Raw genomic sequence first — 19,323 nt, forward strand, 5'->3', positions numbered from 1 at the left:
CCGGCGGCGGCGCAGCCCGCGCCCGGGCCGGTGGGCCACGGGTGCCACGACCGGGCCGTGGCACCCCGCCGGCGGGTGCGGTGGAGGCCCTGAGCAGGCGCTGGCGGCCGCAGGAGCCCCCGGCCGCCCCCGACGGCCTCGGGGTGGGCCGTGGCAGGGCGGAGCGGCTCTCAGCGGGGCAGCGAGGGGGCAGGGCCGGCAACGGGCTGCGAGCTCAGCGACCCGGACATGCGACGAGGGGCGCCGGACAGCTGTCCGACGCCCCTCGTGGCCGGCCTCCCCGCAGGGAGGCCTTCGATCAGCCCGCGACGACCTCGATCGTCAGCTGGGCGGTGACCTCCGGGTGCACCCGCACGGTGACGGTGTGCTGGCCGGTGGTCTTGATGCTGCTGGGCAGCTCGATCCGGCGACGGTCGAGCTCCGGGCCACCGGCGGCCGAGACGGCCGCGGCGACGTCGGCGGTGGTGACCCGGCCGAACAGGCGGCCGCCGTCACCGGCGCGGGCCGGCACCTGGACGGTCAGCCCGGACAGGCGGCCGGCGAGGGTCTGCGCCTCCTCGTGGGAGGCCACCTCGCGGGCGGCACGCGCCCGGCGCAGGGAGTCGACCTGCTTCTCCGCGCCACGGGTGGCCTTGATGGCCAGGCCGCGGGGCAGGAGGTAGTTACGGCCGTACCCGCCCTTGACCTCCACGGTGTCGCCGGAGGACCCGAGACCGGTGACCTCCTGCGTCAGGATCAGCTTCATCGTGCTCATGATCAGCGCGCCGTCGAGGTGTAGGGCAGCAGGGCCATCTCACGGCTGTTCTTCACGGCCGTGGCGACGTCCCGCTGGTGCTGGCTGCAGTTGCCGCTGACGCGGCGGGCACGGATCTTGCCGCGGTCGGAGATGAACTTCCGCAGCAGGGTCGTGTCCTTGTAGTCGATGTAGGTCGCCTTGTCCTTGCAGAACTGGCAGACCTTCTTCTTGGGCTTGCGAACAGGGGGCTTGGGCACTGATGTCTCCAGTGAGGGAAGTGCGTGGGTGACCGGGGTGGCCCTCCTGCAGGGGCCCGCGCCGAGCGGAGCGAGGCGTGGGGGGCAGGAGGGTCCTCTTAGAAGGGCGGCTCGTCCGACGGGCCGGCGGGAGTCGACCACGGGTCGCTCGCGCCACCACCGCCACCGAAGCCACCGCCGCCGCCGCCGCCGAAGCCGCCGCCGCCCTCACCGCGCGAGGCGCGGGTGACCTTGGCGGTGGCGTAGCGGAGCGAGGGGCCGATCTCGTCGACCTCGAGCTCGACGACCGTGCGCTTCTCGCCCTCCTTCGTCTCGAAGGAGCGCTGCTTGAGGCGACCGCTGACGATCACCCGCGAGCCGCGGGTCAGCGACTCGGCCACGTTCTCCGCGGCCTGCCGCCAGACGTTGCAGCGGAGGAACAGCGCCTCGCCGTCCTTCCACTCCTGCGACTGGCGGTCGAAGGTCCGCGGCGTGGACGCCACGGTGAAGTTCGCGACGGCGGCGCCCGACGGCGTGAAGCGCAGCTCCGGATCGGCGGTCAGGTTGCCGATGACGGTGATGACGGTCTCGCCGGCCATGGTCAGTGGACCTCGGGCCGCATCAGCTTCGTGCGCAGGACCGACTCGTTGAGGTTCAGCTGCCGGTCGAGCTCGGCCACCGCGGCGGGCTCGGCCTGGATGTCGACGACGGCGTAGATGCCCTCGACGTGCTTCTTGATCTCGTAGGCCATGCGACGCCGGCCCCAGATCTCGGTCTTGACGGTGCCACCGGAGTTGGTGACGACGGTCAGGAACCGGTCGAGGGAGGGAGCGATCGTGCGCTCCTCCAGGTCGGGGTCGAGGATGACCATCAATTCGTAGTGACGCACGGAGAACCCCACCTCCTCTGGTCTTCGCGGCTGCAGGGCATCTGCAGCAGGAGGGTCGTACACGCGTCGCGCGCCCCGGCAGGAGCCGGAACGCGCTGCCCCAGGCTACCAGCGGCCGCGTCCCGGGGGCCAGGCGCTGCCCGGACGGTGGAAGGCCCCGTCCCTCCCCACCCCTCGCGAGCTCGGGGCGGGCCCCTGGGACGGGGCCGCGCTCAGCGGGACCCGCGGGCCGCCTGCGTGGTGCGGACCAGCGCCGCGGTGGCCCCGGCCAGGCTGACGACGGCGGCGAGCGCGGCGGCGGGCAGGGCGACCGGCTGCGCCCCGGCGGCGTCGAGCACCTGGCCGGCGCCCTCCCCGCCCGGCGCCGGCGTGCTGAGCCCGGCCAGCTGCCCGAACTCGGGGACCGACGCGCCGTCGTAGGTGCCCGCGGCGCCCCCCGACCCGGCGCCCTCGCCGGTGAGGGCCGGCACCAGGAAGCGGGACGGGTCGACGGCGGCCGCGGCGGCCCGGGCCCCGGGCAGGAGCTGGGCGGCCCCACCGGACCCCGTCTCGTACGTGTACTGCTCACCCGGCACGCCCTCCGGTGCCGGGCCGGCCTCGGGGGTCGCGGGCTGCCCCGTCGTCGGCGCCTGCGGGGCCTCCGGCGCCGGCTCGGGCGCGGGCCCGGGCGGTGGCGGGGTCGCCGGCAGCGTCACCGGCGGCAGCTGGGGCAGGTTGACCCCGGGCAGGTTCGGCAGGGGGAGGAGCGTGTTCACCACCAGCGGCTGCGGCCGGGGCAGGGGTGGCAGCAGCGCGGTGGTGGCGTCGACCAGCGACTGGGTGAGCGCGGCGCCGGAGCTCATCGAGTAGCTGAAGGTCAGCCAGCAGCCGGCGACGCAGCTCTGGTCGAACCGCTCGGTGACGCTCGCGCCGGGGGCCAGCTCCCGCTCACCCGAGGGCAGCGTCAGCGTCACCTCGGTGCTGGCGGTGACGCTGACCAGCGACGGCAGCAGCCCGCCGCCGCCGACCTGCAGCGTCTTGTCCTGCAGCTCGTTGACGAAGGTGACCGCGCCGCCCTGGTCGACGGAGACGACGAGCTGGGTCAGGTCGCGGATCGGCACGGTCGCCGTGGGGGCGGCGCTGGCGGCGGGGGTCACCGCCACGGACGCCGCGGTCACGCCCAGCCAGCCCAGGAGGGCCACGGCGGTGCCCCGGCGGGCCGAGCGTCGGATGCGACCCGTTGCCATGTTCTGCTACCTCCACGTCGACGTCACAGCTCCACCGGTGGGTAACCCCCGTCACAGCCTCAACGATGATGTGACCTCGGCGATACGGGTAAACGCGGATTTCGTCGAGGAACCGGAGATCAGCATGGGGAGCCACCCGATCGGCGTACACGTGGGTGCCGGCCTCACCGACGACGGCGACCTCGACCGCGGCGGCCCGCTGGCCCGGGCCGCGGAGGTGGACGCCGACGCGGTGCAGGTCTTCCTCGCCGACCCGCAGGGCTGGAAGGCCCCGCGCCCCCGGCCCGATGCCGCCGAGCTCCGCGCGTCCGACGTCGCCGTCTTCGTCCACGCGCCCTACGTCCTCAACGTGGCGACGACGAACAACCGCATCCGCATCCCCAGCCGCAACCTGCTGGCCAAGCACGCCCAGGCCGCGGCCGACGTGGGCGCCCGCGGCCTGGTCGTGCACGGCGGGCACGTCCTGGCCGGCGACGACCCGGCGGTCGGCGTGGACAACTGGCGCAAGACCTTCGCGCGCCAGGCCGAGCAGGGCGGCTTCCCCGTCCCGGTGCTCGTCGAGAACACCGCGGGCGGGGGCAACGCCATGGCCCGCGACCTCGACGCGCTCGGCCGGTTGTGGGAGGCGATCGGCGGGTTCGGCGCCGGCTTCGTGCTGGACACCTGCCACGGCTGGGCCGCCGGCTGGGACCTGGGCTCCGTCGTCGACGCCGTCCGGGCGGTCACCGGACGGATCGACCTGGTGCACCTGAACAACAGCCGGGACCCCGCGGGCTCCGGCCGCGACCGGCACGCGCCGCTGTTCGGCGGGGAGATCCCGGCGGAGGCCCTGGTCGAGGTGGCGCGGGCGGCCGGCTGCCCGGTCGTCCTCGAGACGCCGGGGGACGCCGCGGGTCACGCGGCGGAGATCGCGCTGCTACGCGACGCGCTCGGCTGACCGGCGCAGCACCCAGCGGTCGGGGGCGTGCTCCAGGGGGCCGCCCGCCGGGTCGTCCACGCCCGGCCAGCTGGTGCGCACGACGTCGCGGTCGGGGTCGAGCACGTCCCGGACCACCAGCGCCATGAGCACCACGAGCGCGACGTCCCGCGCGACGACGCCGGTGTAGAACCACTCGACGTCCACACCGCGGTTCCCGGCGCCGAGGTAGTAGAGCATCGTCAGGACCCACACCAGCACCTCGCTGGCCTGCCAGAGCAGCAGCGAGCGCCAGCGCGGGCGCGCCAGCACGGCCAGCGGCAGCAGCCACAGCGCGTACTGCGGGCTGTAGACCTTGTTGAGCAGCAGGAAGGCCGCCACCAGCAGGAACGCCAGCTGGGGCACCCTCGGGCGCAGCGGGGCCGCCAGCGCCAGCCAGGCGGTCGCGGCGGCGCAGAGCACGAGCACCACGGCCACCACCGCGTTCAGCTGGCCGGGCGCCTGCCCCTCGGCCAGCGGGCCGTCGAGGAGGGTTCCGCCCGAGAGATCGCCGAGCATCGCCCAGATCGACTCGGGGTTGGCGCCGCGCGTCCGGTTCAGCTCGAAGAACCGGGCCCAGTTGTCCGGCGCCAGCGCGGCGACCGGCAGGTTGACCACCAGCCAGGCGGCCGCGGCGGTGCCCGCGGTGGTGAGCCAGGCCCGCAGCCGGCCGGTCCGCAGGCACAGCGCGAAGAGCACGCCCAGCACCAGCAGCGGGTAGAACTTCGCCGCCACGCCCAGGCCGAGCAGCAGCCCCGCCGCCACCGTGCGCTGCCGGGCCCAGGCCCACATGCCGAGCGTGGTCAGCGCCACGGCGAGCAGGTCCCAGTTGGTGAACGCGTGCACCAGCAGGACGGGGGAGAGGGCCACCATCGCGGCATCCCAGGGCCGCCGGCCGGCCAGCCCGAGCACCCCCCGCGTGACGAGCAGCGCGAGGACGGAGAGCAGCAGGCAGGTGACGACGTAGTAGCTCTGCACCGGCACCGCGTCGGGCAGGACGCCGACAGCGGCGGCCAGGCCGTCGTAGGCGCGGGCGACGGCCGCCGCCAGCGCCATCAGCCCCCCGGTGAGCACCGGGTACTCGACGGCGGAGTCGAGGTAGGGCACCGACCCGGTGTCCAGCCCGTGGATGCCGAAGAGCGGGACGGCGTCGTTGTAGCAGAGGTGGGTGTACTGCCGGGACCCCGTCCAGTCGCCGTCGGAGCACGGGGCCTGCTTCACCCAGGCCGCCGCCAGGACCAGGGCGGTGAACAGCAGGCACACCCGCAGCGGCGTCCAGAACAGGGCGCGGCCGGTGACGGCGTACCGGCCCCACGGCCCGCCGACGGCCTCGCTGGCCTGACGCGCGACCGGGTCGGTCCAGGTGGGCACCACGCGGTCCGGGGCGGGCGCCGGCTGCGTTCCACGTGGAACGCCCACGGGCCCGTCCGCGGTGGCGGACGGGCCCGTGGGTGAGCTGCTCATGCGAGCAGTGTGCGGGATCGGTCAGTCGACCGGCGGCGGGGTGACGGGGCCGGGGGTGCCGCCCTGGTTGCCACCGTTTCCGCCGCCACCGCCGCCCCCGGGATTCGTCCCGGCGCCCGGGATCGCGGGGTCGTTCGGCGCGGGGTCCTGGCGGTTCGGGAGCCCGTCACCGTCGGCGTCACCGTCGGGGTCGTCCGGCTGCTGCGTCGGTCGCGTCTGGACGTTGGGGTCGTTCGGCGCGAAGTCCCGGTCGTCCGGCACCCCGTCGCCGTCGGTGTCCACCGGCCGCGGGGCGGTCGTGGTGGGTGGCGCCGACGGCGTCGACGGCGCGGCCGGGGTCTCCGTCGGCGGCGGCGCCTGGGTCGTCGGCGCGGGGACGCCCTCACCGGTGTCGCCCTTGATCAGCGGCCGGTCCGGCAGGTCCTCCTCCGGGGTGCCGGCGAGCACCGCGTCCATGAACCGCTGCCAGATGGCGCCGGGCAGGCCCGCGCCGTAGATGATCCGCCCGCGCGAGTCGACGATCGGGTCGCTGGGAGAGTCGTTGCCCATCCACACGGCGGTGGCGATGGAGGGGGTGTACCCGACCATCCACGCGTCGGAGTTGTTCTCCCCCTGCCCCTGGGTGCCGGTCTTGCTGGCGACCTCGCGGCCGTCGTCGAGCGCGCGGCGGGAGTAGGAGGCGACGTCCTTGAGCGCGACGGTGACGTCGTTGACGACGTCGCCCGGCAGCACCTGCTCACCGTCGGTCGCGGCGGTCTGGTCCACCAGCACCGCACCCTCGCTGTCGGTCACCTTCCCGACGAAGTGCGCGTCGCGGAAGACGCCACCGGCGGCGAGCGTCGCGAAGCCCTGCGCCTGGTCGAACGGGCGCATCTCGTACTCGCCGATGCCGATGGACGAGCCGGTGAGGCCATCGGAGTTGGCCAGCACCGTCTTGCCCCCGAAGAAGTCGTTGCCGCCCCACGTCTCCGGCAGGCCGGTGGCCGCGAGGATGGTGTCGCGCACGTTCTCCGGGCCCACCTCGTAGGCCAGGCCGTAGAAGGTGGTGTTCAGCGAGCGCGTCATCGCCTCGGTCAGCGTGCAGGCCGGGCAGCTGGCGCCGCCCGAGTTGGTCACCGGCTTGCCGGGCCGGTCGGGGAACTCCTGGTCGTCACTGCCGTCGCGGCGGGCCTGGATGCCGATGCCCTGCTCCAGGGCCGTGGCCAGCACGTACGGCTTGACCGACGAACCTGGCTGGCGCTTGGCCTGCGCGTAGTCGGTGCCGACGCCGTTCTCCCCGCCGTAGTAGGCGACGACCGCGCCGTTGCGCGGGTCGACGGCGACGAGCGCCTCCCGGAGCTCCTGCGGCTCCGGCGGGGCGGTCACCTCCTGGACGGCAGCCACGGCGGCGTCCTGCGCCGGCTTGCTGATGGTCGTCGTCACCTGCAGGCCGCCGGCGTTGATCTGCTGCTCGTCGTAGCCGTAGCGGTTCTGCAGCTCCTGGGTGACCTGCTCGACGATGTGGCCCTCGGGTCCCTGCGTCTGGTTCAGAACGGAGCCGGTCTTGGGCAGCACCGCCGGGTAGACCGAGGCGGCCCGCTCCTCCGCGGACAGCCAGCCCTCCTCGACCATCGCGTCGAGCACCAGGCCCCAGCGGTCCTGGGAACCCTCGGGGTTGGTCTCCGGGTCGTAGTTGGAGGGGCTGCGGATCAGGACGGCGAGCACCGCGGCCTGCTGCGCGGTGAGCTCCGCGGCCGGGACGCCGAAGTAGGTGTTGGCGGCCGCCTCGATGCCGTAGGCACCACGGCCGTAGTAGATGGTGTTGAGGTAGTTCTCGAGGATCTGCTCCTTCGAGAAGTTGTTGTCCAGCTTGATCGCCAGGAACAGCTCCTGGAACTTGCGGCTGAACGTCTGCTCCGAGGTCAGGAAGGCGTTCTTCACGTACTGCTGCGTGATGGTCGAGCCGCCCTGCGTGGAGCCGCCGGTCAGGTTGTTCCAGGCGGCGCGCACGATGCCGGTGAAGGAGATGCCGGGGTCGGAGTAGAAGCTGCGGTTCTCCGCGGCGAGCACCGCGCGCTGCGCCGGCTCGCTGATCTCCGCCAGCGGCACGTTCGTGCGGTTCTCGTCACCGAGCCGCGCCATCTCGGTCACGCCGTCGGCGTAGTAGAGGACCGTGGTCTGCTTGGTCGAGACCGAGCCGGGGCTCGGCACCTCGGTGCTGGCGTAGACGACGCCGACGAAGACGCACATCAGCGCGAGCAGCCCGCCCATGACCGCGGCGGTGACCTTCAGCCGGCGGGCGCGGCGCTGCTTCTTGCTGCGCGCCGCCTTCCCCTTGGCCCCGGCCGGACGGCCGGAGGGGCGGCCGGCGCCGGACCGCGAGGCCGTCGTCCCGCCGCGCGAGGCCGTGGTGCCAGCGCGCGCGGGCGGGCGGCCGCCGCCGGACGGGCGGCCACCGGCCGGGGGACGGCCGGTACCGCCCCCGCCCCCGGTGCTGCGGGTACGGGCGGCCGGCGGCCGGCGCACCGAGCCGGCCCGCGGTGCGACGGGCGAGGTCTCGTCGTGGCTGGGCACGAGCACACCCCTTCCTGGGCTGTCATGGTCGACGCCGGGCACCTGCCCGGACGCAGCGGTTCGTCTTCAGCTGTGGCAGCGGAGAGGGCCCGCTGCGTCGCGGGCCCGGTGGCACGGGGGCCGGGATCCGGCCGGTCGGTCACCGCTCGGGAGCGGCCCGGCGCCGGCTGCGGCGGGCCCTGCGGCCCGGCTCGGGTTCGGCACCGAGGACGTACGAGCAGTCCAGGTGGTTCCAGCCGCACCCGCGGCACACCTCGACCCGGTAGACGGAGAACTCGTCCTGGGCGGCGTCCATGCGGGCGAGCTCGGCCTCGGTCTTGGCCTGGCCGGCCACCGGCCCGAGGTTCTCGCCGTACACGTAGTTCACCAGGGTGAGGTGCTCACGGCGGCAGATCGGGCAGGCGGCGTCGGTCTGCTGTCCGTGGTACTTCGCCGCCCGCGAGAGGTACGGGCTGGCGTCGCACACCTCGAACAACCCGGTCCGGCCCGTGCGTACTCCCGCCAGGACGGCTCGCCGCTGCAGCGAGTAGTCCACGACGGAACGACGTCCGGGCACGGCGGCCAATGTACGCACCAGGCCCTGCTCCGTGGGGTGACCGAGCACGCTACCCGCCCCGGGCGACCCATGCGCCCCACGCCTCGGTATGGAGGTCGATGAGTGGCCAATGTATCGTGCCGATACATCGACTGCAGGTGCGACCGGGGAGGGCGACGTGCTCGAGTTCGCGATCCTCGGCCTGCTGCACCAGGCGCCGATGCACGGGTACGAGCTGCGCAAGCAGCTGGCCGCGGTGCTCGGCGGGCTGCGCAGCATCTCCTACGGATCGCTGTACCCCGCGCTGCGCCGGATGCAGGCGGCCGGGCTGATCACCACCGATGAGCCCGCACCGCGTGCCCTGCTGCCGGCCGACGCACCACCGCTGACCGGCCGGCGCGGGAAGGTGGTCTACACGATCACCGCGGAAGGCAAGGAGCGCTTCCACGAGCTGGTCGGCCAGACCGGCCCGGAGGCCTACGACGACGGCGGGCTCTTCGGCGTCCGCCTGGCCTTCTTCCGGCACACGGCGCGCGACGTGCGGCTGCGGATCCTCGAGGGCCGCCGGCGCACCGTGGAGCGGCAGCGCGAAGGGTTGCGGTCCTCACTGGCGCGGACCCGCGAACGACTCGACCGCTACACGCTCGAGCTCCAGCGCCACGGCCTGGAGTCGGTGGACCGGGAGGTCCGCTGGCTCTCCGAGCTCATCGACAGCGAACGGGCGGAGTCCGGCGAGCGGCCGGCACCCCGCACGGGCGAGGACGACGGGCCGGCCGGCGCGCAGCCCGCCCCGACCTAGCAGACGGTCACGCACCACCACCACCGACCAGCGGGCCAGCCCGCCCGAGACAGCAGCGGACCACCACCGGTCCGAGCCCAGCGGACCACCACGGTCCAGGAGTAAGGAGAGTCATGGGGTCAGTCAAGGTCGCCATCGTCGGCGTCGGTAACTGCGCCGCCTCGCTCGTGCAGGGCGTGCACTACTACCGCGACGCCGACGAGACCACGTCCGTCCCGGGCCTGATGCACGTCCGCTTCGGCGAGTACCACGTGTCCGACGTCGAGTTCGTCGCCGCGTTCGACGTGGACGCCAAGAAGGTCGGCCGCGACCTCTCCGAGGCCATCGTCGCCAGCGAGAACAACACCATCAAGATCTGCGACGTCCCGCCGCTGGGCGTGACCGTGCAGCGCGGCACCACCCTCGACGGCCTGGGCAAGTACTACCGCGAGATGGTCGAGGAGTCCGACGAGCAGCCGGTCGACGTCGTCGCCGCCCTGCGCGAGTCGGGCGCCGACGTGCTCGTCTGCTACCTGCCCGTGGGCTCGCAGCAGGCCGCGGAGTTCTACGCCCAGGCCGCGCTCGACGCCGGCGTCGCGTTCGTCAACGCCCTCCCGGTCTTCATCGCCGGCACGAAGGAGTGGGCGGACAAGTTCACCGCCGCCGGTGTGCCGATCGTGGGTGACGACATCAAGAGCCAGGTGGGCGCCACCATCACCCACCGCGTGCTCGCCAAGCTCTTCGAGGACCGCGGCGTGCAGCTCGACCGCACCATGCAGCTGAACGTCGGCGGCAACATGGACTTCAAGAACATGCTCGAGCGCGAGCGCCTGGAGTCCAAGAAGATCTCCAAGACCCAGTCGGTCACCTCGCAGGTCGAGCGGGACATGGGCGCGGGCAACGTGCACATCGGGCCGTCGGACCACGTGCCGTGGCTGTCGGACCGCAAGTGGGCCTACGTCCGCCTCGAGGGCCGCGCGTTCGGCGACGTCCCGCTGAACCTGGAGTACAAGCTCGAGGTCTGGGACTCCCCGAACTCGGCCGGCATCATCATCGACGCCGTCCGCGCCGCGAAGATCGCGAAGGACCGCGGCATCGGCGGCCCGATCCTGTCGGCGTCCTCGTACTTCATGAAGTCGCCGCCGGTGCAGTACGACGACAGCGAGGCGCGCGACGCCGTGGAGGCCTTCATCCGCGGCGACATCGCATAAGGACCCGTCCCCCTCACCCCTCGCAGGCTCGGGGTGAGCCTCCGGACGGGGCCGTTCCATCCGGTCACCTGGGCCCGCACCCCGAACCGGGGTGCGGGCCCTGCCGCGTTCCTACCGGTGATCCCGTCGCGTCGGGGGCGGTCCGGGGCGGCGGGCTGCATACGCTGCACCCATGCCCACCCGCCGCCCGCTCGCGCCCCGGGTCGGCGCCGCCGGGCTGGCCCTCCTGCTGCTGGCCGGGTGCACGGACGGCGAGCGGCAGGCCGGCGAGCCGGTCACGGAGGAGGACGCCGCCGTCCTCGCCGACCTGCTGCACCGCAACCACGAGGAGGGCGGCGCCGACTTCGTCGTGACCGTCCCCTTCGCCGACGACGCGGTGCTCACGCTCACCGGTCAGATCGACTTCCGGCGCGCGGTCGGCCAGGCCCAGGCGGTCACCACGGTCGCGGGCGAGGACCGGGACACCCGCACCCTCTTCTTCGACCGCGACGACCTCTGGGCCGGCGACGTGCCGGGGCTGCCCGAGGCGCTCGCCGCCGCCGGAGCCCCCGAGGCGACGTACCTGCGCCGGACGCTGTCGCCCGCGGAGGGCGAACCGCCGCTGCTCGACGTCGTCGTCCAGGTGCTGCAGAACCTCGCCGCGGAGCGTCCCGACCGGCCCGCGGCCTTCCTCGACGGCCCGTACCGGTGGCAAGGGGAGCAGGCCGTCGACGGCCGGCCCACGACCGTCTACCTCCTCAGGGACGAGCGCACCGTCGCGGTCGACGACGCGGACCAGACGCTCGTGCAGTACCGGACCCCGCTCGGTGGGGTCGAGGTGACGGTCACGCTCGCCGAGCACGGGAGCCGCCGGCTCGCCCTGCCGACGGCGGAGGAGACGGCCGAGGCCGCGGACCACGCGGCGATCGCCGAGGCGTTCGGCATCTGAGGCGGGGGACGTCACCGCCTGACGAGAAGCGGGAAGGGGCGGCCTCTTCCCCAGACCGCCCCTTCCCGGGCCCATTCCTACCAGACGACGCCCGATCGCGCTGCCCGGCGCGTGCCGCGAGGGACGTCAGTTGACGGTGGGGTCCGCCGTGGCGGTGGAGAGGACGGCCAGGCGACCACGCTGCCGGCCCAGCACCCGGCGCCAGAGCGCGGCCCCGGAGAGGTCGCTGAGCACGTCGCCGGGGCGGCTCGGCACGCAGGCCCAGGCGCCCTCGGCGATCTCCCCGGCCAGCTGACCGGGCGACCAGCCCGCGTAGCCGGCGAACACCCGCAGCCCGGAGAGCTGCCCGGCGAGCGCGTCCGGCTCCCCGTCGAGGTCGACGAGGTGCACGTCACCGGCGACGGGGCGCAGGCCGGGCACCGCCGTCCCGGGCGACGCCGTCGCCAGGCAGAGCGCCGTGTCGGTCTCGCACGGCCCACCGACGTGGAAGACCCCCGGCTCCACCGCGAGGTCGCACCACCCGGGCAGCACGTCCCGGATCTCCACCTGGCTGGGCTGCCCCAGGACGACGCCCAGGGTGCCGGTGTCGGAGTGGTCGAGCACGTAGACGACCGCCCCGGCGAACGTCGGCTCGGTGAGCGACGGCATCGCGACGAGGAGGGCGCCCGCCCGCACGTCGTCCAGGCGGCCGACCGAGAGCGGGGGCACCGCACCGGCGCGACGGCGCCCGGTCGCGGGCCGCGCGGGCGGACCGGACTCGGGCTCGGGCGGAGGGGGCACCGGCGACATCCTTCTCAGTGTGCCCCACCTCGGCGCCGGAGGCCGCTGCCCCTCGCACGGCGGCGGGGACGGCGGCCGCTGCTCGTAGGGTGACCGCGTGGCCGGGCCGGGGACGACGGTGCGCGGCCTGCTGGTGCGCCGCGACTTCCGCAGGCTGCTCGGCACCCGGCTGCTCTCGCAGTTCGGCGACGGCGTCTTCCAGGCCGCGCTGGCCGGCACGGTGCTGTTCAACCCCCAGCGCGCCGCCGACCCGGTCGACGTCGCCGCGGCCTTCGCCGTCCTGCTGCTGCCGTACTCCTTCGTCGGCCCGTTCGCCGGGGTGTGGCTGGACCGCTGGAGCCGGCGCCAGGTGCTGCTGCGCGCCAACGTGCTGCGCGCCGGGCTGGTGGCCGCGGTCACCGCCCTGGTGGTCTCGGGCGTGCAGGGGCCGGCGTTCTACCTGGCCGGGCTCGCCGTCTTCTCGGTGAACCGCTTCGTGCTGTCCGCGCTGTCGGCCGGGCTCCCGCACACCACCGGCGACACCCCGCTGGTGACGGCGAACGCCCTGTCGACGACGGCGGGCTCCGTCGCCACCGTGGTCGGCGGCGGCGCCGCCCTGGCGCTCCTGCAGCTGACCGGGTCCGACGACGCCGGGTACGCCGCGGTGGCGCTCGCCGCCGCGCTGCCCTACCTCGCGGCCGCCGCCGTCGTCGCCGGGTTCACCCGCGCCCACCTCGGGCCCGACCACGTGGCCCGCTCGGCGCGGCTGCCCGCCGGGGAGGTGCTGGCCGGCATGGTCGCCGGGGCCCGGCACGCCTGGGCCCACCGGCCGGTCGCCGCCGCGCTCGCCGCCATCGGCCTGCACCGCGTCTGGTTCGGCCTGCTCACGCTGATGACGCTGCTGCTCTACCGGAACACCTTCGCCGGCGAGGCGGGGCCGTTCCCCGGCGGGCTGGTGGGGCTCGGGCAGGTCGCCGCCGCGATCGCCGCGGGCACGCTCACCGGCGCCGCCGTGACCCCGCCGGTCGTGCGCCGCACCGGCACGGTCCGGTGGATCGGCGCCCTGCTCACCGTCGGCGGGCTGCTCCAGGCCGCCCTGGGCCTGCTGCTGCAGCCGGCGGCGATCGTGCTGGCCGGCTTCGTCCTCGGCCTGCTCGGCCAGGGCGTGAAGGTCTGCGTGGACGCGACGCTGCAGGAGTCGATCGACGACGACCACCGGGGGCGGGTGTTCTCCGTCTACGACACCCTGGTGAACGTCGGCTTCGTCGCGGCCGTGGTGGCCGGGGCGTTCGCGCTGCCGGAGTCCGGCGTCTCGCGGCCGGCGCTCGCCGTCGTGGGCGCGGGCTACCTCGCGACGGCGCTGCTGCACGCGCGGATGTCCCGCCGCTGAGCGGGCCCGGTCAGAGGTCGGGGACGCAGGGGCCCCGGCCGAGCGCGCTGAGCCCGGTGCGGTCGCCGTCGGCGAGGTCGGGAACCGCGGGCCGAGCCTCCGGGTACATCAGCTCGCGGTCGTCGTCCACGTGCGCGAGACCGACCAGGTGCCCGAGCTCGTGCAGCACCACCGACCGGAGCGCGGCGGCGCCACCGGGGCGGCCCAGCAGCTCCGGGGCCTGGCCGCCGTCCAGGGTCACCGTGCCGGTCACGTAGACGCGCGGACCCTCGCCGAGCGAGACCGCGGTGCTGCCGGCCGCCCCGACGACGTCGCCCGCGAGCGTCGGGTCCTCCGCCTCGGTCGCCCACCCGATGAGCACCGGTGCCCAGCGGTCCCCGTAGCGGTCGGGCTGGAACGGTGCCCGCTCCCCGCCGAGGGGCTCGTCGGTCGCGCCCTCGTGGACGAAGCGGAGGCCGGTCGCCTCGCCGATCCGCGCGACCGCCTCGTGCACCATGCCCTCGGTGCCCGGCGGTGCGCCGTCCGGGCGGAGCACGTAGCGGATCTCGCGGCAGGGGTCGTAGGCGACCGGCGTGACGCCGTCCTCCTGCAGCGCCGCGTAGGCGTGCGTCCCGGCGGCCGCCGGGGGCGACGGGGGGCGGCCCAGCGGCGTGGTGGCGCCGGAAGGGGTCGGCCGGTCCGTCGGGCGCTCCGGGGCGGCGGGGACGGGCGGCTCCGCCGCGACCGGGGTCCCCGTCCACGGCCACACCGGGGGGTCGGCGAGCACGCCCCCGGCCACCACCGCCGCGACGGCGAGCGGGACCACCCACCTGCCGCGGCGCCGGGGACCTCGGGGCGGTGGGGACGGCTCAGGGGTGCCGGTGAGCTCGTCGAGCAGCCACTGCGGCGTCCGGCCGGTCGGGGACGCCGGCAGCCGGGCGTGGTCGTCGGGGTGCTGCGGGTGCACACCCGTCATCTCGGCACCGTCCTCCCCCTCCTGGAGCCGGCCCGGGCGCTCAGCCCTGGCGCTCGGCCCACCACGCCCGCAGGGCCGCCTCGGCCTCCTCGCGCTCCAGCGGCCCGCGCTCGAGCCGCAGCTCCTTGAGATAGCGCCACGCGGCGCCGACCTCGCGCCCGGGGGGCAGGCCCAGGAGCTCCATGATGGCGTTGCCGTCGAGATCGGGGCGGACCCGCGCGAGGTCCTCCTGCGCGGCCAGCTCGGCGATCCGCTGCTCCAGCGAGTCGTAGGTCGCCGACAACGCGGCGGCCCGGCGCTTGTTCCGGGTGGTCGAGTCCGAGCGCACCAGCTTGTGCAGGCGGGGGAGGAGGTCGCCGGCGTCGGTGACGTAGCGGCGGACGGCGGAGTCGGTCCACTCGCCCCGGCCGTAGCCGTGGAACCGCAGGTGCAGGAAGGTCAGCCGGGACACCGCCTCGACGACGTCCTTGGGGTACTTGAGCGCGAGCAGCCGCTTGCGGACCAGCTTGGCGCCGACCACCTCGTGGTGGTGGAAGGAGACCCGCCCACCGGCCTCGTGGCGGCGGGTGGCCGGCTTGCCGATGTCGTGCAGCAGCGCGGCCAGCCGGAGCACGAGGTCCGGGGACGGCGATCCTGGATCGGCCTTCTCCAGCGCGATCGCCTGGTCCAGCACGGTCAGCGAGTGGGCGTAGACGTCCTTGTGCTGGTGGTGCTCGTCGATCTCCATCCGCAGCGCCGGCAGCTCGGGCAGCACCACGTCGGCCAGACCGGTGGCGACGAAGAGCTCCAGGGCCGCCCGGGGGGAGTCCTGCAGCAGGGTCTTGGACAGCTCGGCCTGGACCCGCTCGGCGGTGATCCGGCCGAGCTCACCGGCCAGGTCGGTCATGGCCCGCACGACGTCGTCGTCCGGCGTGAGCCCCAGCTGGGCGACGAACCGGACCGCGCGGAGCATGCGCAGCGGGTCGTCGGCGAAGGACTCCACGGCGGGGCCGGGGGTCCGCAGCCGCTTGGCCAGCAGGTCGCCGAGCCCGCCGAAGGGGTCGGTCACCGTGCGGTCGGACCCCAGCGACACCGCCATCGCGTTCACGGTGAAGTCCCGCCGGGCCAGGTCGTCGGTGAGCGAGTTGCCCCACGCGACCTCGGGGTTGCGCGAGGTGCGGTCGTACCGGTCGGCCCGGAAGGTGGTGATCTCGACCCGCGCGCCGCCGAGGTCGGCCCCGACCGTGCCGAAGGCGATGCCGGTGTTCCACGTGGAACGGGCCCAGCCGCGGAGCACCCCCAGCACCTGCTCGGGCCGGGCGTCCGTGGTGACGTCGAGGTCACCGGGGGTGCCGGGGCCGCCGGCCGCCGCTGCCAGCAGGGCGTCGCGCACCGAGCCGCCGACCAGGTGGGCCTCGAAACCGGCGGCGGCGAACCGCTGCCCGAGCTCGACCAGCACGGGGGAGACGTCCACGAGCCTGCGGACGGTCTCCTGGACGGCCGGGGGCACCGGCGCGGGGTCGGGCCGGCTCGGCGGGGTGTCGGACACGACGAGCCAGCGTAGTGCGGGCGAAGAGCCGCCCCGGCCCGGCTCCGCGCTCCCGTCCGCTCCTCGCTCGTCCCTCGCTGCGATGCTCCCGGAGCTGTCGCCAGACGCGCGCTACCCTCCTGGCATGGCTGGTACGGGCGGGCGAGGGCGCCCGGGCCGCCGGCTGCGCCGGGTCGACGAGACCTCCGCCGGGGGCCTGGTGGTCGCCGACGACGGCGTGACGGGGCCCCGTGCCGCCCTCATCGGCCGCACCGACCGCCGCGGCCGCCTGCTCTGGTCGCTGCCCAAGGGGCACATCGAGGCGGGCGAGACCCCCGAGGACACCGCCGTCCGCGAGGTCGCCGAGGAGACCGGCATCATCGGCGAGGTCGTCGCCCCGCTGGGGATCATCGACTTCTGGTTCGTCGCCGAGGGCCGCCGCGTGCACAAGACCGTGCACCACTTCCTCCTGCGCGCCGTCGGGGGCGCGCTGTCCGACGCCGACGTCGAGGTGACCGAGGTCGCCTGGGTGCCGCTGGAGGAGCTCAGCACCCGGCTGGCGTACGCCGACGAGCGCGCCCTGGTCGAGCGCGCCCCCGGACTCCTGGCCGACAGCGCGTGACCCGGCCGGCTGCCACCCGAGCCGGTGGCCGCCCCGCCGACGCACCCGCCCGGCAGGGCACCGCCCGGCGCGCGGCCGCGCTCGTCCCGCTGCTCTCGGGCGCGCTCGTGCTCGGCGGGCCGCTGCTCGCGCCGGCAGCCCTGACCCCGGCGGCCGCCGCCCCCGCGCCGAGCGCTCCCGACGGGGCCACCACCTCCGCCGACCGGCCGGTCCGCATCGACGTGGCCCGGTTCGAGCCCCGCACGATCACCCCGGGCGCGCTGATCACGGTCACCGGCACGCTGACCAACACCGGGCCGGACCCCGTCGCCGGCCTCACCGCCCGGCTGCAGCGCGGCGACGTCCTCGCCGGCCGGCCCGACCTGGCCGACGCCGTGGGCGACCCCGACCCCGCCACCGCCGTGCAGCCGGCCTTCGCGCCGCTGCCCGGCGCGCTCGCCCCCGGCGGCAGCGTGGCGTTCAGCTACACGCTCGACTCCGCCGAGCTGCGCCTGGACCAGGACGGCGTGTACCCGGTGCTGTTCAACGTCAACGGCACCGTGGACGGCGACCAGGAGCGCCGGGTCGGCGAGCTCGCCACCTTCCTCGTCCAGCAGCCGGTCGTCCCCTCCTCGCGGACGACCGTGGCCTGGCTCTGGCCGCTGTCCGAGCCGAGCCACCGGGACGCCGCCGGCAGCTTCGTCGACGACGGGCTGGTCGAGGCGGTGAGCGAGGGCGGCCGGCTGGACCGCGCGCTCGCCGTGGTCGAGCGGCTGCCCGCCGGGCAGCCCGGGACGGAACCGGGCGCGCCGCCCGCCGCACCGCTGCCGGTCACGCTGGCGATCGACCCGGCGCTGGTCGAGGAGCTCGCGCGCATGGCGGACGGGCCCTACGCCGTGGGCGGCGTCGCCGGCGCCGGGACGGGCACCGAGGCGGCGCGGGCCTACCTCGACCGGTTGCGCGCGGTGGTGGCCACCCGCCCGGTGGTGGCGCTGCCCTACGGCGACGTCGACGCCGACGGGCTGCACGCCGCCGGCCTGCCCGCCGTCGTGACCCGGAGCCTGCCGGGGACGCCGGAGGGCACCGCGCACGACCCGCCGGGCCCCCCGCCGGTCACCGGCGGGGCCGCCGTCGACGACGCGCCCCCGCCGCCCGGGCCGGCCGACGCGACCGGCGCCGGCGCGGAGATCATCGCCGACGTCCTGGACATCTCCCCGATCACCGACCTCGCGTGGTCGCCGGACGGCTCCTACGCCGCCGCCACCCTCGACACCCTGCGCGCCGGCGGCATCGAGCAGGTCGTCCTGGGCAGCGGGGCGCTCACCGACGGCGACTCCGCCGTGGGCCTGGACGGCTCCGACGCCGTCGCCCGCAGCGCCGTCCCGGTCGGCGGCGAGGTGCTGGACGTGCTCGTCGCCGACCCGACGCTCAGCGCCGTCGTCGGCACCGCCGGGCTGGTCCAGGGGGGCCCTCGCATCGCGGAGCAGCGCTACCTGGCGGAGCTCGCCGCGCTGACCCTGCAGACACCGCCGGGGACCGAGCAGACCGTGCTCGTCGCCCCGCCCCGCGACGTCGACGCCGAGCTGGAGGGCGCCGGCGCGATGATCGCCGACACCGCGGGCCTGCCCTGGCTGCAGCCGGGCAGCGTCGCCGGCCTCGGCACCGCCCCGGTGGCCGACGCCGGCACGCTCGCCTCCCCCGACCGGGAGACCGCGCTCGACCCGGCCGGGCTGGCGGTCCTCGCCGAGGCCGTCACCGCGCGGGAGGAGCTCGCCGGCGCGATCCCCGCGGACGCCGACCTCGCGCTGCAGCCCTACGACGCCGGCATCGCCCGGGCCGCCTCGGTGCTCCGGCGCGACGACCCCGAGGAGTTCGAGGCGGCCGCCGCCGACGCGCTGGCCACGCTCGAGCGCATCCAGGAGCGCGTCACCGTGGTCGCGCCGGCCGACGGCACCTACAGCCTCGCCTCCAGCGACGCGCCGCTGGTGCTGACGGTGGACAACCCGCTGCCCTTCCCCGTCGACGTCCGGCTGCAGGTCGACCCGCCGGCCAGCGGCGGGCTCGCCGTCGGCGACATCGGCGTGCAGACCCTGGCGCCCGAGCAGCGCACGACGCTCCAGGTACCCACCGAGCTGCGCCGGTCCGGCGGCTTCACCGTCACCGCCCAGGTGACGACCCCCTCGGGCGCCCCGCTCGGCGACCGCGTCGAGATGCAGGTGAAGAGCACCGCCTACGGGCCCATCTCGCTCTCCATCACCATCGGCGCCGCCTCGCTGCTCGCCCTGCTCTTCCTGCGCCGCCTCGTGCACTTCCTGATCCGGCGGCGCCGGGGGGCTGCCGCGGTCGACGGCAGCGCGGGCCCGTCGTCCCCCGGTCTCTCCCCCGCGCCCACCCGGAGCCCCGTGTGAGCGACCGGTCCGGCGACCGCCCCGAGGCGGAGGACGCCGAGCGTCCGCGCCCGCTGCCGCTGCCCCCGCCGTCGGCCCGCTGCCGGGCGGGCCGACGCAGCTGGGGCTCGCCCGCTCCGCTGCCACCGGCCCCCTACCTGGCGACGCCACCGAGCGACGCGGTCTTCGCAGCACCCCCCGCCGCCGGGGACG

19 protein-coding genes are annotated in these 19,323 nt (G+C 75.5%); 8 read left to right on the forward strand and 11 right to left on the reverse strand.

Going from position 1 to position 19,323, the window contains the following annotated elements:
- Nucleotides 1-298: 298 nt before the first annotated feature.
- The 5 genes from rplI to E9529_RS03830 all read right to left on the reverse strand — a co-directional run bounded on the left by rplI (nucleotide 299) and on the right by E9529_RS03830 (nucleotide 3,087).
- Nucleotides 299-745 carry a 50S ribosomal protein L9 gene (rplI, locus tag E9529_RS03810; RefSeq protein WP_236829776.1) on the reverse strand — a complete coding sequence of 149 codons (447 nt, stop codon included), beginning with the start codon at nucleotides 743-745 and terminating at the stop codon, nucleotides 299-301.
- 11 nt (nucleotides 746-756) lie between these two features.
- A complete protein-coding gene (gene rpsR / locus E9529_RS03815; RefSeq protein ID WP_073422051.1) occupies nucleotides 757-993 on the reverse strand; it encodes a 30S ribosomal protein S18 in 237 nt (78 codons plus the stop codon).
- 98 nt (nucleotides 994-1,091) lie between these two features.
- A complete protein-coding gene (locus E9529_RS03820) occupies nucleotides 1,092-1,571 on the reverse strand; it encodes a single-stranded DNA-binding protein (protein ID WP_236829777.1) in 480 nt (159 codons plus the stop codon).
- Nucleotides 1,572-1,573: 2 nt separating this feature from the next.
- Entirely contained in the window at nucleotides 1,574-1,861 is a 288-nt protein-coding gene (rpsF, locus tag E9529_RS03825) for a 30S ribosomal protein S6 (RefSeq protein WP_236826531.1), read from the reverse strand.
- A 212-nt stretch (nucleotides 1,862-2,073) separates the two neighbouring features.
- Nucleotides 2,074-3,087: a hypothetical protein gene (locus tag E9529_RS03830; protein ID WP_236829778.1), complete on the reverse strand. Its 1,014-nt coding sequence runs from the start codon at nucleotides 3,085-3,087 to the stop codon at nucleotides 2,074-2,076.
- A 124-nt stretch (nucleotides 3,088-3,211) separates the two neighbouring features.
- Between E9529_RS03830 and E9529_RS03835 the strand changes: the two genes are divergently transcribed.
- Entirely contained in the window at nucleotides 3,212-4,024 is an 813-nt protein-coding gene (locus E9529_RS03835; RefSeq protein ID WP_236829779.1) for a deoxyribonuclease IV, read from the forward strand.
- Here the strand turns inward: E9529_RS03835 and E9529_RS03840 are convergent.
- The 3 genes from E9529_RS03840 to E9529_RS22555 form a co-directional block, all read right to left on the reverse strand.
- A complete protein-coding gene (locus tag E9529_RS03840; protein WP_236829780.1) occupies nucleotides 4,004-5,413 on the reverse strand; it encodes a glycosyltransferase family 87 protein in 1,410 nt (469 codons plus the stop codon). The genes E9529_RS03835 and E9529_RS03840 overlap by 21 nt on opposite strands.
- A gap of 114 nt (nucleotides 5,414-5,527) precedes the next feature.
- Nucleotides 5,528-8,059 carry a transglycosylase domain-containing protein gene (locus E9529_RS03845; RefSeq protein WP_236829781.1) on the reverse strand — a complete coding sequence of 844 codons (2,532 nt, stop codon included), beginning with the start codon at nucleotides 8,057-8,059 and terminating at the stop codon, nucleotides 5,528-5,530.
- A gap of 139 nt (nucleotides 8,060-8,198) precedes the next feature.
- Entirely contained in the window at nucleotides 8,199-8,615 is a 417-nt protein-coding gene (locus E9529_RS22555) for a DUF5318 family protein (RefSeq protein ID WP_236829782.1), read from the reverse strand.
- Nucleotides 8,616-8,772: 157 nt separating this feature from the next.
- On the opposite strand from E9529_RS22555, the gene E9529_RS03855 reads away from it, so the two are divergent.
- The 3 genes from E9529_RS03855 (at nucleotide 8,773) to E9529_RS03865 (ending at nucleotide 11,511) form a co-directional block, all read left to right on the forward strand.
- The gene (locus tag E9529_RS03855; RefSeq protein ID WP_236829783.1) at nucleotides 8,773-9,393 is read left to right on the forward strand and encodes a PadR family transcriptional regulator; all 621 of its coding nucleotides are present in this window, start codon (nucleotides 8,773-8,775) and stop codon (nucleotides 9,391-9,393) included.
- A 113-nt stretch (nucleotides 9,394-9,506) separates the two neighbouring features.
- On the forward strand, nucleotides 9,507-10,583 hold the full coding sequence (locus tag E9529_RS03860) for an inositol-3-phosphate synthase (protein ID WP_236829784.1): 1,077 nt from the start codon (nucleotides 9,507-9,509) through the stop codon (nucleotides 10,581-10,583).
- A gap of 172 nt (nucleotides 10,584-10,755) precedes the next feature.
- The gene (locus E9529_RS03865; RefSeq protein ID WP_236829785.1) at nucleotides 10,756-11,511 is read left to right on the forward strand and encodes a hypothetical protein; all 756 of its coding nucleotides are present in this window, start codon (nucleotides 10,756-10,758) and stop codon (nucleotides 11,509-11,511) included.
- A 126-nt stretch (nucleotides 11,512-11,637) separates the two neighbouring features.
- Here the strand turns inward: E9529_RS03865 and E9529_RS03870 are convergent, their stop codons facing one another.
- Nucleotides 11,638-12,291, reverse strand: coding sequence for a YqgE/AlgH family protein (locus E9529_RS03870; RefSeq protein WP_236829786.1), 654 nt, complete (start codon nucleotides 12,289-12,291; stop codon nucleotides 11,638-11,640).
- 97 nt (nucleotides 12,292-12,388) lie between these two features.
- On the opposite strand from E9529_RS03870, the gene E9529_RS03875 reads away from it, so the two are divergent.
- Complete coding sequence (locus tag E9529_RS03875) at nucleotides 12,389-13,660, forward strand: MFS transporter (protein WP_236829787.1); 1,272 nt, start codon at nucleotides 12,389-12,391, stop codon at nucleotides 13,658-13,660.
- 10 nt (nucleotides 13,661-13,670) lie between these two features.
- Here the strand turns inward: E9529_RS03875 and E9529_RS03880 are convergent, their stop codons facing one another.
- Together E9529_RS03880 and E9529_RS03885 are read right to left on the reverse strand one after the other, a co-directional pair.
- Nucleotides 13,671-14,615 (reverse strand): matrixin family metalloprotease, encoded by a 945-nt coding sequence (locus E9529_RS03880; RefSeq protein ID WP_236829788.1) that lies wholly within the window; start codon nucleotides 14,613-14,615, stop codon nucleotides 13,671-13,673.
- 40 nt (nucleotides 14,616-14,655) lie between these two features.
- The gene (locus E9529_RS03885; RefSeq protein WP_236829789.1) at nucleotides 14,656-16,143 is read right to left on the reverse strand and encodes a CCA tRNA nucleotidyltransferase; all 1,488 of its coding nucleotides are present in this window, start codon (nucleotides 16,141-16,143) and stop codon (nucleotides 14,656-14,658) included.
- Nucleotides 16,144-16,267: 124 nt separating this feature from the next.
- Between E9529_RS03885 and E9529_RS03890 the strand changes: the two genes are divergently transcribed.
- The 3 genes from E9529_RS03890 to E9529_RS03900 form a co-directional block, all read left to right on the forward strand.
- Nucleotides 16,268-16,744 (forward strand): NUDIX hydrolase, encoded by a 477-nt coding sequence (locus E9529_RS03890; protein WP_091930860.1) that lies wholly within the window; start codon nucleotides 16,268-16,270, stop codon nucleotides 16,742-16,744.
- Nucleotides 16,741-19,131, forward strand: a complete 2,391-nt coding sequence (locus E9529_RS03895) for a DUF6049 family protein (protein ID WP_236829790.1) — start codon at nucleotides 16,741-16,743, stop codon at nucleotides 19,129-19,131. Before E9529_RS03890 ends, E9529_RS03895 begins: the two co-directional genes overlap by 4 nt.
- Nucleotides 19,128-19,323: hypothetical protein (locus E9529_RS03900; RefSeq protein ID WP_236829791.1), on the forward strand; the 196-nt coding region annotated here is incomplete at its 3' end. The genes E9529_RS03895 and E9529_RS03900, both read left to right, overlap by 4 nt.

Origin of the sequence: Blastococcus sp. KM273128, assembly GCF_021698975.1 — a bacterium.
GTDB lineage: Bacteria > Actinomycetota > Actinomycetes > Mycobacteriales > Geodermatophilaceae > Blastococcus.

What these genes read in the sequence shown, in the direction of transcription:
- E9529_RS03865 (WP_236829785.1), top strand. Translation starts at nt 10,756, where the DNA reads ATGCCCACCCGCCGCCCGCTCGCGCCCCGGGTCGGCGCCGCCGGGCTG.
- E9529_RS03880 (WP_236829788.1), bottom strand. Translation starts at nt 14,615, where the DNA reads ATGACGGGTGTGCACCCGCAGCACCCCGACGACCACGCCCGGCTGCCG.
- E9529_RS03820 (WP_236829777.1), bottom strand. Translation starts at nt 1,571, where the DNA reads ATGGCCGGCGAGACCGTCATCACCGTCATCGGCAACCTGACCGCCGAT.
- E9529_RS03860 (WP_236829784.1), top strand. Translation starts at nt 9,507, where the DNA reads ATGGGGTCAGTCAAGGTCGCCATCGTCGGCGTCGGTAACTGCGCCGCC.
- E9529_RS03835 (WP_236829779.1), top strand. Translation starts at nt 3,212, where the DNA reads ATGGGGAGCCACCCGATCGGCGTACACGTGGGTGCCGGCCTCACCGAC.
- E9529_RS03830 (WP_236829778.1), bottom strand. Translation starts at nt 3,087, where the DNA reads ATGGCAACGGGTCGCATCCGACGCTCGGCCCGCCGGGGCACCGCCGTG.
- E9529_RS03890 (WP_091930860.1), top strand. Translation starts at nt 16,268, where the DNA reads ATGGCTGGTACGGGCGGGCGAGGGCGCCCGGGCCGCCGGCTGCGCCGG.
- rplI (WP_236829776.1), bottom strand. Translation starts at nt 745, where the DNA reads ATGAAGCTGATCCTGACGCAGGAGGTCACCGGTCTCGGGTCCTCCGGC.